The sequence below is a fragment of the Streptomyces sp. NPDC051561 genome (assembly GCF_044454195.1).
In the GTDB taxonomy this organism is placed as follows: domain Bacteria; phylum Actinomycetota; class Actinomycetes; order Streptomycetales; family Streptomycetaceae; genus Streptomyces.
Map to the genome: position 1 here is coordinate 837,776 of NZ_JBITDM010000001.1, position 13,627 is coordinate 851,402.

At 73.5% G+C, this 13,627-nt stretch carries 8 protein-coding genes; 5 read left to right on the forward strand and 3 right to left on the reverse strand.

Annotation, left to right across the window (positions count from 1 at the left end; all coding sequences use genetic code 11):
• Positions 1–87: 87 nt before the first annotated feature.
• Positions 88–2,388 carry an MMPL family transporter gene (locus tag ACIA73_RS03880; RefSeq protein ID WP_399436631.1) on the reverse strand — a complete coding sequence of 767 codons (2,301 nt, stop codon included), beginning with the start codon at positions 2,386–2,388 and terminating at the stop codon, positions 88–90.
• Positions 2,389–2,571: 183 nt separating this feature from the next.
• Positions 2,572–3,120: a TetR/AcrR family transcriptional regulator gene (locus tag ACIA73_RS03885; protein ID WP_399436632.1), complete on the reverse strand. Its 549-nt coding sequence runs from the start codon at positions 3,118–3,120 to the stop codon at positions 2,572–2,574.
• Positions 3,121–3,514: 394 nt separating this feature from the next.
• Between ACIA73_RS03885 and ACIA73_RS03890 the strand changes: the two genes are divergently transcribed.
• The 3 genes from ACIA73_RS03890 (at position 3,515) to ACIA73_RS03900 (ending at position 9,215) form a co-directional block, all read left to right on the forward strand.
• Complete coding sequence (locus tag ACIA73_RS03890; protein WP_399436633.1) at positions 3,515–4,444, forward strand: alpha/beta hydrolase family protein; 930 nt, start codon at positions 3,515–3,517, stop codon at positions 4,442–4,444.
• A gap of 246 nt (positions 4,445–4,690) precedes the next feature.
• A complete protein-coding gene (locus ACIA73_RS03895; protein WP_399436634.1) occupies positions 4,691–7,492 on the forward strand; it encodes an AAA family ATPase in 2,802 nt (933 codons plus the stop codon).
• A gap of 280 nt (positions 7,493–7,772) precedes the next feature.
• Positions 7,773–9,215 (forward strand): acyl-CoA synthetase, encoded by a 1,443-nt coding sequence (locus ACIA73_RS03900; RefSeq protein ID WP_399436635.1) that lies wholly within the window; start codon positions 7,773–7,775, stop codon positions 9,213–9,215.
• Positions 9,216–9,290: 75 nt separating this feature from the next.
• On the opposite strand, the gene ACIA73_RS03905 is transcribed toward ACIA73_RS03900, so the two are convergent.
• Positions 9,291–10,712 (reverse strand): amino acid permease, encoded by a 1,422-nt coding sequence (locus ACIA73_RS03905; protein ID WP_399436770.1) that lies wholly within the window; start codon positions 10,710–10,712, stop codon positions 9,291–9,293.
• A gap of 137 nt (positions 10,713–10,849) precedes the next feature.
• On the opposite strand from ACIA73_RS03905, the gene ACIA73_RS03910 reads away from it, so the two are divergent.
• Both ACIA73_RS03910 and ACIA73_RS03915 read left to right on the forward strand, forming a co-directional pair.
• Entirely contained in the window at positions 10,850–11,575 is a 726-nt protein-coding gene (locus ACIA73_RS03910; RefSeq protein WP_399436636.1) for a response regulator transcription factor, read from the forward strand.
• A complete protein-coding gene (locus tag ACIA73_RS03915) occupies positions 11,562–13,553 on the forward strand; it encodes a sensor histidine kinase (protein ID WP_399436637.1) in 1,992 nt (663 codons plus the stop codon). Before ACIA73_RS03910 ends, ACIA73_RS03915 begins: the two co-directional genes overlap by 14 nt.
• Positions 13,554–13,627: the final 74 nt, after the last annotated feature.

Sequence of the window (13,627 nt, forward strand, 5' to 3'; positions counted from 1 at the left end):
GCACCACCTCCCCCCGCCCGACCGGGCGAGGGGAGGTGAGGGACAGGCTCTGAGGAGTGGGAGACCGGGAGGTCCGTCCGGCAGGGGTCAGACGCGCACCGACTCGCGCTCCCGCCCGTGTTCGTCCTGCTCCGTCCCGTCCTCCGGGTCCTTCCTGCCCGCCGGGCCGAGGCTCGCGCCCTCGATGTCGAGGTCCGGGAGGGCCCGTTCGAGGGGACGCGGCAGCCACCACGCGGAGCGGCCGAGCAGCGACATCACGGCGGGGACGAGGGTCATGCGTACGACGAACGCGTCCACCACGACCCCCACCGCCAGCGCGAAGCCGATCGACTTGATGATCGGGTCGTCCAGCAGCACGAACCCGCCGAACACCGCCGTCATGATCAGCGCGGCGGCTGTCACCACCCGGGCGTTGTGGCCGACCCCGGCCACCACGGCCTCGCGGGCGGGGGTGCCGTGCACGAAGTCCTCGCGCATCCGGGAGACGAGGAAGACCTCGTAGTCCATCGCCAGGCCGAACAGGATCCCGATGAGCAGGATCGGCAGGAAGCTGACCAGGGGGCCCGGGGTGTCGATGCCGACGAGGTGCGCGAGGGTGCCCTGCTGGAAGATGCCGACCGTGATGCCGAACGTCGCGCCGACGGTGAGCAGGAAGCCCAGCGCCGCCTTCAGCGGCACCAGTACCGAGCGGAACACCAGCATCAGCAGCAGCACCGAGAGGCCCACGACGAGCCCCAGATAGACCGGCATCGCGTCCGACAGCTTCTCCGAGACGTCGATGCCGAGCGCGGTGACGCCGGTCAGCGCGATGTCGGCGCCGGAGACCTTGGCGACCCGGTCGCGGATGTCGTGCACCGCGTTCTCGGTGGCCTCCGCCGTCGGACCGGCCTCCGGGATGACGGCCAGCAGCGCGGTGGTGCCCTCCTTGTTGAACTGCGGCGGGGCGACGGCGACTACACCGTCGGTCTTGGTGATGATTCCCGCGGCCTGGGCGGTCGCCTTCTTGGTCTGCTCCGGGCTGTCGGAGGAGACGACGGCGAGCAGCCGTCCGTTGAACCCGGGGCCGAATCCCTCGCTGGTCAGGTCGTACGCCTTGCGGGCGGGGGAGTCCACCGCGGCGGTGCCCGCGTCGGGCAGTGCGAGCCGCATGTCCTGGACGGGCAGGGCGAGTACGCCGAGGCCCGCGATGCCGACGATCAGCAGCGGGACGCGCAGCTTGGCGACGAGCCGGCCCCAACGGAAGCCGAACGGCTCCTTGGCGGGGCTCTTGGTGTCCTGGGTGGGCTTGGTGTCCTGGGTGGGCTTGGCGTCCTGGGCGGGATGGGCGTCCTGGGCAGGGCTCTTGGCGTCCCTGTCCATGGAGGGACCGGCGCCGCCACCCTTCTTGTGTCCCTTGCGCAGGCGGCGCGGCAGCACCCGCTCGCCCATGAACCCGAGGGCCGCGGGCAGCAGGGTGAGCGCGACCAGTACGGCGACCAGCACCGTGCCGGCAGCGGCCAGACCCATCACGCTCAGGAACGGAATCCCGACCACCGACAGACCGACCAGCGCGATGACGACCGTGGCGCCCGCGAAGACGACGGCGGAACCCGCGGTGCCGGTCGCCCGGCCGACGGCCTCCTCCCCGTCCATGCCCTCGGCCAGGTACTGCCGGTAGCGGGAGGTGATGAAGAGGGAGTAGTCGATGCCGACGGCCAGCCCCAGCATCAGGGCGAGGATCGGGGCGGTACTGGTGAGTTCGATGGTGCTGCTGAGCGCGAAGAGGCCCGCCATGCCCGCCGCGACACCGATCAGGGCGTTCAGCAGGGTCATCCCGGCGGCGACCAGCGACCCGAAGGTGACGACCAGGACGACCGCGGCGACCGCGACGCCGATCGCCTCGGTGGACCCCACCTCGACCTTGGCGGTCATCACCTCGCCGCCGTGCTCGACGGTCAGCCCCTCGGCGGAGCTGCCCGCCTTCTCGAAGGCCGTGCGCTCCGCGTCGGTGACCTCCTCGGCGCTCTTGTCGAACTGCACCTGGACGAGCGCGTAACGCACGTCCGGGGAGAGCGACTTGGCCTGGAAGGGGTCGATCGCACCCAGTACACCGGGCACGTCGGCGGCGTCGCGCACGATCGGGGCTATCCGCGCCGGAGTCAGCTTCTCGCCCTCGGGGGCGGCCACGACGATGGTGCCGGTGGTGCCGCTGGCCTCGGGAAACTCTTCCTTGAGAGCGGTCAGGGCACGCTGCGACTCGGTGCCGGGCATGGTGAATTTGTCGGTCGTCGGCCCCTGGAAGACCAGGGCGAGGGCGCCGAGCAGGGCGAGCAGGAGCAGCCAGGCGGCGGCTGTGCGCCCCCGGCGGCGGAAGGAGAACCGGCCGAGCCGGTAGAGCAGGGATGCCATGCGGAGGGTGTGTCTCCTCGTTCGGTGAGGGGCGGGTGCGGGGGTGGGGGGTGAGGTGGGGTTACGGGGAGGGGGCGGCCGGGGGTTACGGGTGCGGGGCGGCCGGGGGCGCAGGAGGCGGCGGACCGGGCGTACACGGGTGGCGTGTGACCCGTACGGGAACGCGCGAACTGTGCGGAAGCGCTAGTCCACGCGGTGGCCGAGCGTCCGCAGCGCGCCCTCGACCAGCTCCTCGCGCAGTACGTCCTTGGGCACGTCCACCTCACTGGCACAGGTGACGAACACCGCGCCGAGCACCATGTGCGCGGCGACGATGCCTCTGGGCTCCCCGGTGCCTCCGCCCATGGCGACGACCAGGCGGTCCGACAGGGCGGGGATGTCTCCCAGTGCCGGGTTGCAGATCATCGTCGGGGTGTCCTCGAAGAGGATCTTCACCTCGCGCCGGTAGCGCAGGGCGAGATCCACGTATCCGACGACGGCCGCCCGCACCCGCTGGTCCGCGGGAAGGGCGTCCAGCCGTGCGGCGAGGGCGGCCACGCCCTCGCCCGCAGGGGACAGCAGCTCGGTGAGGATCGCTTCCTTGGTGCTGAAGTGGTAGATCAGCGAGGCCTTCGAACAGCCCGCGTCCGCCGCGATGGCGTGCAGGGACGTGCCGTTGAACCCGCCCGTGGCGAACAGCCGCAGGGCGGATTCGAGGATGTGTCCGCGCATCGCGGATGCAGGGCGTGCCATGCCCCTACCGTAACTGTCCGATCGGTCAGAACTGTCCGATCGGACAGGAAAACCGTGTGACGTACGCCATCGTGCGCGCCCGGACGGAGACCGCCCGGGCCGCCGCACCTCCGGGGCGGATCCCGTCCGGGCCCGCCGCACCGCCGGGGCGGACCCCGTCCCGGACCGCTGCGCCGACGAGGCACATCCCGTCCGGGTCCGCTGCGGCCCGCCGGGGGAACGCGTCGGCAGGACCGGTGATATCGCCGATGTGTGCGGTGCGGGTGCGCCGCGAGAGTGGCCATCGCCAGCGAACGACGGCGGTAATCGCGCGGTGCGTCCCGGAGCCCCGGGGCGGCCGGGGGCTCCGGCCCCTGCTCCGCGCGGCGCCGCCACGATGAGAGGACCCCCCCTCGTGCAGCAGCGACTTCTCTCCGACGACGCCTCCCCACGCCGTCACCGCACCGCCCCGGGCCGCGCCCGTACCGTCAAGAGCGTGCTTGCCGCGGCGTTCGCCGCCGCGGGCCTGGTGGCCGCGTCGCTTCCCGCGCAGGCCGCGGACAATCCCTACGAGCGCGGTCCGGCCCCCACCCAGTCGAGCATCGAGGCCAGCCGCGGCTCCTACGCCACCTCGCAGACGTCCGTCTCCTCGCTGAGCGTCACCGGCTTCGGCGGCGGCACCATCTACTACCCGACGTCCACCGCGGACGGCACCTTCGGCGCGGTCGCCGTCGCGCCGGGCTTCACCGCCACCCAGTCGAGCATGGCGTGGCTCGGCCCGCGCCTCGCCTCGCAGGGCTTCGTCGTCTTCACCATCGACACCAACACCACGTCCGACCAGCCCGCCAGTCGTGGCCGTCAACTCCTCGCCGCCCTCGACTACCTGACGCAACGCAGCTCGGTCCGCGGCCGGATCGACGCCGCCCGGCTCGGCGTGATGGGCCACTCGATGGGCGGCGGCGGCACCCTGGAAGCCGCCAAGAGCCGCACCTCGCTGAAGGCGGCGATCCCGCTGACCGGCTGGAACACCGACAAGAGCTGGCCCGAACTGCGCACCCCCACCCTGGTCGTCGGGGCGGACGCCGACACCATCGCACCGGTGGCCACGCACTCGGAACCGTTCTACGGATCGCTGCCCGGCACCCTGGACAAGGCGTACCTGGAGCTGCGCGGCGCCTCGCACTTCACTCCGAACACCTCCAACACCACCATCGCCAAATACAGCATTTCGTGGCTGAAGCGGTTCATCGACGACGACACCCGCTACGAACAGTTCCTCTGCCCGCTGCCGCAGGCCAGCACGACGATCGCCGAGTACCGGGGCAACTGCCCGCACTCGTCCTGAGCCCCCGCACGACCTGACCCGACACACGTCCTGAGCCCCGCACGCCTCCCTGGGAACGCGGGGCGCAGGGCAGGGGGGGGCAGGGCCGGGGCCGCGATGCGGGAGCGGTCCCGGTCCTCGCCCCGGCCCCGTGATTGTGCCGCCGCACAGCCGGGGCGGGCCCGGGTTGGGGCGGTGCCCCATACCTGTGGCGACAGGCGGACGGGAGTCTTCCGAGGTTGTTTACGCAGAAGTAACGTGGCGTTCGTGACCCCCTCCACGACCGTGCACAAACCGCTCCGGCTGTACGGCCGCAGCCGTGAACTCGCCGTCCTGGACGCCCTGTTGCTCGGCCTGCGGGACGGGCGGGGCGGCGCGCTCGTGGTGGCCTCACCGCCCGGCCTCGGCCGCACCGCGCTGCTGCGGCAGACCGCCGCCGCCCACACCGCCCGTGGCGCGGGGCAGGTCCTGTACGCCACCGCGGCACCCGCCGAGCAGAACCTCCCCCGCAGCGGGCTGCACGCCCTGCTCTGCTCCGCCGCAGGTCCGCTGCCGATGTCGCCCGACGAGGTACTGCGGCCGGGCCCCACCCCCGGCGCACTGCTCGCACTGCTGCGCCAACTCGGCTCGGAAAAGCCTCTGTTGGTCTGCGTCGACGACGCCCACGCATGGGACGCCGAGTCGCGCGCCGCCCTCGGTTTCGCGGCCCGGCGGCTCGGCGCCGGCAGCCGGGTCGCCGTGGTGATCAGCACCGTGGACGAGACCGGCTTCGCCGCACTGCCCACCCTGCACCCCGGCCCGCTCGACGACGGAGCGTCCGCGGCACTCCTGGACCGGCTCACCGGGCACACGGGCGCGGTGGACGCCGCCGTACGGGACGAGTTGCTGCGGGAGGCGGCGGGCAACCCGCGGCTGCTCGCCGGACTCACCGCCCGCCTCTCGCACGGCCAACTGGCCGGGCGGGCCGCCCTGCCGTATCCGCTCCCCGGCGGCGAGAGCGTCCTGGCGGCGCACGCCGCGATGCTGGGCGGACTGCCGCCGCAGGCCCGGACGCTGCTCCTGCTGACCGCCGCCGCCGCCGAGCACGAACCGGACGGAGCGGGCTCGGAAGTGTCCCTGCTGCTGCGCGCGGGGGCCCGTGCCGGGCTCGACCCCGCTCTGGTGGAACACGTATTGCTGGAGCCGGGTGCGAGCGCGGGCGCCCTCCAACGCAGCGGTGACCGGGTGCACTTCCGGCACCCGCTGCTGCGCCGCGCGGTACTGCACAGAGCGGCCCCGGCCCGCCGGCGTGCTGTGCACGAACTGCTCGCCGCGCTGCTGGCCGGGCGCGGCTCGCCGCCGCTGCCGCCGCTCGTGCAGCGGGCCTGCGCGGCCCCCGGCCCCGACCCGGCGCTCGCCCGGCAGCTCGCGGCCAGCGCGCTCGCCCCGCACCCGCACGCCGAACGATCGGCCGCACTCGCCCGCGCCGCCGCACTCTCCGCCGACGACTCGCTGCGCGCCGCACGGTTCGCCGCCGCCGCCGAGCAGGCCAGACTCGCCGGCGACCCCGACCGCGCCCGCACCCTGCTGGCCCGCACCGGCACCCGCCCCGCAGACGGTGCGGCCCAGTGCGTACACGGCCTGCTCGCCCTGCGCGACGCCCCCGCCGCCGACGCCCGCGAAGCCCTCCTCGCCGCCTTCACCCTGCTCTCCCCCCACGACCCGCACCGCGCCCTGGAAGCCCTGCTCGGCGCAGCCGAAGCCGCCTGGGCCACCGGCGACGCCACCGCCTGCCTCGACGCCATGCGGCGCATCCCCCCGTCCACCCCCGACCTGACCCTCGCGCACTACCGGGCGGGCATGTTCGCGGTGATCGGCGGCCACGCCCAAGAGGGGCACGCGCTGTTACGCCGCTGCCTCGACGGGGTCACGTCGGGGGCCGGGGCCGCGATCGGGGCCGCGACCGTGACCGGAGTCGAGCAGGACGCCCCCGGGCTGCTGCGTGCGGTCGTGGCGGCGCTGGTGCTGGGGGAGGTCGACGAGGCCTGCCGCCTCGGGGCGCGGGCGCTCGCCGCCGTACGGGCGGTCGGGCCCGACGTACTGCTGCCGAGGGCTCTGGAGCAGCTGGCCTACGCCGAGTTGAGGGCCGGACGGCACGCCGGGGCGCGGGCCCACGCCGGGGCGGGGCTGGAGGCAGCCCGCCGTACCAAGCAGCCCAACACCGCCGCCCACCTGCACGCCGTACTGGCACTCGTCGCGTCGGTGGAGGGCGACCCCGCCGCCTGCGCCGCGCACTGCGACGCCGCGCTGGTGGGGGCCGGACCGCACGGTCTCCTCCAGGCGGCCACCCTCGCCACCTGGGCGCTCGCCCGCGCGGAACTCGCCCGGGGCCGCCCGGGCGAGGCCGCCGCCCGGCTCGCCCCGCTGGTACGGCCCGGGCCGCGGCGCGGCCACTTCGGCGTGCGGATGCTCGCCGTACCGTGCTACGTCGAAGCGGCCGTACTCTCCGGGCGCGAGGAGACCGCGGCGGACGGGGCACCCGAGGCGGTGGCCGAACTGGCCCTGTGGACCGAACGCACCGCGGACCCCCAGGCGCCCGCACTGCTGGCCCGCTGCCGGGCCCTCCTCGCGCCGCCCCAGGAGGCCGCCGCACGGTACGAGGAGGCGCTGGCCCACCACGAGCGTGCGGGCGGCGAATTCGAACGCGCTCGCACCCAACTCCTCTACGGCCAGTGGCTGCGCCGGCGCCGCCGCACCCGGGAGGCCCGCGGCCCGCTCCGGGACGCCCTGGTCGCCTTCGAGCGCTGCTCGGCCCGGATCTGGGCGGAGCGCGCGGGTGGCGAACTGCGCGCCGCGGGCGAGGCGGTGGAGCCCGCGTCGGCCACCGGAGCGGGCCGGACACGGCTGCTCGCCACCCTGACCCCGCAGCAGCACCGGATCGCCCGGTACGTCGCGGAAGGGGCCACCAACCGCGAGGTGGCTGCCCGCCTCTCGGTAAGCCCGCGCACGGTCGACCACCACCTCCGCAATGTGTTCGCCACCCTGGGCGTCCGGTCCCGAACGGAGCTGTCCAGGCTGCTGGACTCCTGACGGTGGGTGGTGGGTGGTGCGTGGTGGGTGGTGGGTGGTGGGGTTGCGGGACGTGAGCCTTGTGGGTCGTGCCCAGGGCGCCGGACCCCGCCCTCCGCCGGCCGGCCCCTTGCGCGGCGCCCGGCTCACCGGAACCCTGGTTCCCATCGACCGCACCCCACCGACCACTCCCCTCACCTCCCACCACGTCCCCACCAACACCCCCTCCCCTCCCACCACGTCCCCACCAACACCCCCTCCCCGCACCCGACTTGCCAAGCCCCCGCCGCTGGAGACCCACATGACGCGCCTCTTCCCCGCTCTCGACACCATGGGCCGCGCGCCCGCACTCCGCTTCGGCGACCGTGCGCTGACCTACGCGGAGCTGCGGGCGGCGGCCTCCGCCACCGCGGTCCAGCTGGCCGGTGCCCGGCGGGTCGCGCTGTGGGCCACGCCGACACTGGAGTCAGCGGTCGGGGCGCTGGCCGCGCTGCTGGCCGGGGTGCCGCTGGTGCCCGTGAACCCGGGCAGCGGTGCTCGTGAGCTCGCCCATCTGGTGGCCGACAGCGGGCCCGAACTCGTCCTGGCCGCGCCGGATTCGGCGCTGCCCGACGCGCTGGCCGGGCTGACCGTCGTACACCCGGATCTCGCACCGGCAGGACCGCCCGCGGACCTGCCCGAAGAGCCCGGCGACGAGGCTCCCGCGCTGGTCATCTACACCTCGGGCACCACGGGCCCGCCGAAGGGCGCGATCCTGCCGCGGCGGGCGGTGCGGGCCTCCCTCGACGCCCTCGCCGACGCGTGGAAATGGAGCGCGGACGACGTGCTGGTGCACGGGCTGCCGCTGTTCCACGTGCACGGTCTGGTTCTCGGGGTGCTCGGCCCGCTGCGCCGGGGCGGGAGTCTGCGCCATCTCGGCCGGTTCTCGCCGGAGGGTGTCAGGGACGAGCTGTCGAGCGGGGGCACCATGCTGTTCGGCGTACCGACGATGTACCACCGGATCGCCGAGGCACTCCCCGCCGACCCCGCCCTGGCCGAGGCCCTCGCCGGGGCCCGGCTCCTGGTGTCCGGCTCCGCCGCGCTGTCCCGCCGCGACCACGAGGCCATTGCCGGGGCGACCGGCCGGCAGGTCGTCGAGCGGTACGGGATGACCGAGACCCTGATGAACACGAGCGTACGTCCGGGCGGCGCGCCCCGGCCCGGCAGTGTGGGAACGCCGCTGGACGGCGTCGAACTCCGGCTGGTCGACGACGACGGGCGGCCCGTCGAGGACCGCGACGGCGAGACCATCGGGGAGATCCAGGTGAAGGGGCCGAACCTCTTCACCGCATATCTGGGCCGCCCCGAAGCGACCGAAGCCGCCTTCGACCGGGGCTGGTTCCGCACCGGTGACATGGCGACGCTGGACGCCGACGGCGGCGTACGGATCGTGGGCCGCCGGTCGACCGACCTGATCAAGAGCGGCGGCTACAAGATCGGCGCCGGCGAGATCGAGAACGTACTCCTGGAACACCCGGCGGTCGCCGACGCCGCCGTCACCGGCGAACCGCACCCCGACCTCGGCGAGACCGTCGTCGCCTGGATCGTCCCCAGGGATCCGGCGGCCCCGCCGAGCGCACAGGAACTGGCCGAGCACGTCGCCCGCGAACTCGCCCCGTACAAGCGGCCGAGGGTGGTGCGGCTGCGGGAGTCCCTGCCGCGCAACGACATGGGGAAGATCATGAAGAAGGCGCTGCGGGACTGACCTGCTCCCAGGGGCTGGCCGTTCGCCGGCTCAGAGCCTGTGTCTCAACCCCGGCCGGGGTTGAGACACAGGCTCTCAGCCCGCCTGCCGTGCCGCGTCCTTGCGCTGCTTCGCCCAGCCGCCGAGGGCCAGCACGGCCACCAGCACCGCGGAGACGTACAGCTGGTCGCGTCCGCCGGGCGTGGTGGCCATCGCCACGAAGACTCCGGCGATCGCCAGCAGGGCGACCCAGGTCAGATAGGGGAAGCCCCACATTCTGATGCTCAGCAGCTCGGGCGCCTCGCGCTCCAGCCTGCGGCGCATCCGCAGCTGGGTGACGCAGATGAAGACCCAGCCGACCAGGATGGCGACACCGGTGGTGTTCATCAGCCAGGTGAAGATCGTGTCCGGCCACCAGATCCCGGCGAACACCGCGAAGAAGCCGAAGCAGCAGGAGGCGACGACCGCGGCCATCGGCACACCGCCGCGCACCTTGCCCAGGAAGCGCGGGCCCAGACCGCGCGAGACCAGCGAGTACGCCATCCGCGAGGAGCCGTAGATGTTGGCGTTCATCGCGGAGAGCAGCGCGATCAGGATGACCACCTGCATGATCGTTCCTGCGGCGGGAATGCCGAGGCGGTCCAGGACGGTGACGTACGGGCCGTTGGCCGCGACGCGCGGGTCGTTCCACGGCACCAGGGTGACGACCAGGGCCATCGAACCGACGTAGAACAGGGCGATCCGCCACACCGCCGTGCGCACGGCGCGGGCCACATTGGCGCGCGGGTCGTCGGACTCGGCCGCGGCGATCGTGACGGTCTCCAGACCGCCGTACGCGAACACGGCGGTCAGCAGCCCGGCGACCAGCCCGGCCGTGCCGGTCGGGAAGAAGCCGCCCTCGCCAGTGAGGTGGGAGGCGCCGGGCGCCTCGCCGAACACCCCGCAGACGCCGAGCACACCGAGGACCAGGAACGCGCAGATCGCGGCGACCTTCAGGGCCGAGAAGCAGAACTCGAACTCGCCGAAATTGCGCACCGCGGCGAGGTTGCTGAGGCAGAAGAAGATCATGAAGACGGCGACCCACCCGTAGGCGGGCAGGAACGGCACCCAGCCGTGCATGATCTCGCCGGCCGCTACCGCCTCGGCCGCCACCCCGCAGCACAGCATCGTCCAGTACGTCCACCCGGAGGTCGCCCCGGCCCACGCACCGAGCTCCCGCTCCGCGTGCACCGAGAACGAACCGGTGGCGGGCCGCGCGGCGGACATCTCGCCCAGCATCCGCATCAGCAGCATCACGACCGCGCCCGCCGCCGCGAACAGCAGCACCACGGCCGGACCCGCCGCCGCGATACCCGCACCCGACCCCACGAAGAGGCCCGCACCGATCACCCCGCCGAGGGCGATCATCGAAAGGTGCCGCTGCTTGAGCCCCTGGGTGAGGCCGGTGGGCGCCTCGGCGGGGCTGTGCTGCGGAGGGGGGTCGGCCAGGGCCGTACCCGAGGGCGTTGTCCGGTTCATGGTCATGCCTGTTCGCTATGTGAGACGAGTGCGGTGACAGTATGGAGTGCTCACGTATGCGATGAAGTGGGTGTCCGATATTCGGACAGTCATCCGTCAGGCGGGGTCCGGGCGCGGGCTCTTGTACGATCCGGCGGGTGTGCGCCCATGTGATCATCGCCGAGGACGACGAGAAGCAGGCCGAACTGCTTCGCCGCTATCTGGAACGTGAAGGGCACGCGGTGACCGCCGTCAGCGACGGTCTCGCCGCCCTGGAAGCGGTCCGCCAGAAAGAACCCGACCTGCTGGTCCTCGACGTGATGATGCCGCGGGCCGACGGCCTGGACGTGGTGCGCATCCTGCGCGCCGAACAGCGCGAGGTGCCGGTGCTGATGCTGACGGCCCGCTCCACCGAGGACGATCTGCTGCTCGGCCTCGACCTCGGCGCCGACGACTACGTCACCAAGCCGTACAGTCCGCGCGAACTGATGGCCCGTATACGGACGTTGCTGCGCCGCGCCCGCCGCACGCCCGCCGAAACCCCCGGCAGCGAAGGACTGCTGAGCGTCGGCGGCCTCACGGTCGACCCGGTCAGGCACCTGGTGACCGTCGACGGCCGGACGGTGGAGTGCACGCCGGGGGAGTTCAGGGTTCTCGGCGCCCTCGCCGCCGAGCCCGACCGGGTCTTCTCCCGCCAGCAACTCCTCGCCGAACTGCACGGCTTCGACCGCTACATCAGCGACCGCACCGTCGATGTCCACGTGATGAACCTGCGTAAGAAGATAGAACCGGCACCACGCAGACCCATCCGGCTGCTCACCGTCTTCGGCGTCGGCTACAAGCTGACCGATCCGGCGAAGGCGGCGCCCCGTGCGACCCGGTAGGAGTCCGCGCAAGCGGTCCGGCCGGCAGACGCGACTGCCGCTGCGCAAGAGCGTTCTGGGGCGTCTGCTGGCGGTGTCCGCGCTGGTCGCGGCGTGCTCGGTGGCCGCCACCGCCTGGCTCGCCGTCCAGACCACCTCGGGCGCCATCCGCCAGGAACAGGGACAGAACCTGACCGCCGACGCCCGGATCTACCACCGGCTGCTCGGCTACGCGGCGGCCCACCGCACCTGGGACGGGGTCGGGCCGACCGTACGTGAACTGGCCGAGCAGTCGGGCCGCCGGATCGCGCTCACCACCGGGAGCCGGGAGACGCTCGCCGACTCGGCCGCCCCGACGGCGGCCGCCGCACTGCCGGCCCAGCCATCTGCGGTTGTCGACCCGCTGGCCGTGGACACCGCGCTGGCGGCCGAGAGCGGCGGCGGTACGGGCGCCCCGGCGGACCGGGTCGACCCGCGCGCGGTGGGCCCGTTCCGGTTGCCGGCCAAGGAGTTGGGCGACCTGCGGAAGATCGCCGACCGGGTGGTGACCTGCCTCGGCGTATCGGGAATCGCCTCGGACGTGGTCGCGAGCCCGAGCGGACGCCCCCGGATACAGATGGTCGGCAACGACCCCGACCGACTGCAGAGCACGGAGTGCTCGTACGACGCGCTGAACACCCCCACCCCCACCGAGCGTAAGGCGCTGGGCGCCCTCAACCAACTCGCCGACGCCTGCCTCAAACGCCAGGGGAGGGAACCGGTCCGGCTGAACCTCGACCTCTCCTGGGGGCAGGGCCCCGAACCCGCGGTGCGGCAGCCCACCGTCGCTCCGCCCGCGCCCGCGCCGGCTCCGGTGCCGGGGGGCAGCCCCTCGCAGCCCCCGCTCGCGGACGCGCCCAGGAAGGTCAGGGCAGACGTGGAGGGCGACCGGGCGATCGCCTCCTGCGTCGGCAGCGCCCGGCGCGAGCAGCTCGGTCTGTACGTCGCGTCACCCGCGCTGCTGTTCATGGGTGACGACACCGGTGCCGTCACCGTGCCTGGCTTCGACCTCTCGCCCGCGAACACCGCCAAGATCGCGGGTACCGCCGCACTCGTCCTGGCCCTCACGGTCGGTGCCTCGGTACTGATCGGGGTCAGGCTGGTCCGCCCCCTCCAGGCTCTGACGAGCGCCGCCCAGCGGATGCGCGACGGTGCGGACACCACTCCGGTACGGGTGAGCGCGGACAACGAGATCGGCCGGCTCGCCGCCACGTTCAACGACATGTCGGCACACCGCTCCCGTCTGGAGGTCCAGCGCAAAGCCCTGGTCAGTGACGTCGCTCACGAACTGCGCACCCCGCTGAGCAACATCAGGGGCTGGCTGGAAGCGGTGCAGGACAAGGTGGCCGAGCCCGACCCGGCGCTCATCGCCTCACTGCACGAGGAGGCCGTACAGCTCCAGCACATCGTCGACGATCTCCAGGACCTCGCCCAGGCCGAGGCCGGGGCACTGCGACTGCACCTGGAACCCGTAAGGGCGGGGGAGTTGCTCGCCCAGGTCGCCGCCGCCCACCAGGCGCACGCGGAGACGGCCGGCGTCGCCCTGACCGTGTGCGACCCCTCGCCCGAGCGGCCCGTCCGCGTACTGCGGGCCGACCCGGTGCGGCTGCGCCAGGCCGTCGGCAACCTGGTCTCCAACGCGGTGCGCCACACCCCGGCGGGCGGCCGGGTCACCCTGAGCGTGCGCGGAACGGAGACCGGGGACGCCGTGCTGGTGCAGGTCGCGGACACCGGCATCGGTATCCCGCCGGAGGACCTCGACCACGTCTTCGACCGGTTCTGGCGTGCCGAGAAGTCGCGCAGCCGCCGCACCGGAGGCAGTGGGCTCGGGCTGGCGATCGTACGGAAACTCACCGAGGCCCACGGCGGTACGGCGTCCGCCACGAGCACGGTCGGCGAGGGCTCGGTGTTCACCCTCCGCCTCCCGGTGACGGCCGGGTCCGGACCGGCGGAGAGCTGACCCGGAGCCGGTCGCGGACGAGGTCGCGCGGCCGGTCCCGCGCCGAGCGGCGAACCCCGCCCGGGGCAGGCCTG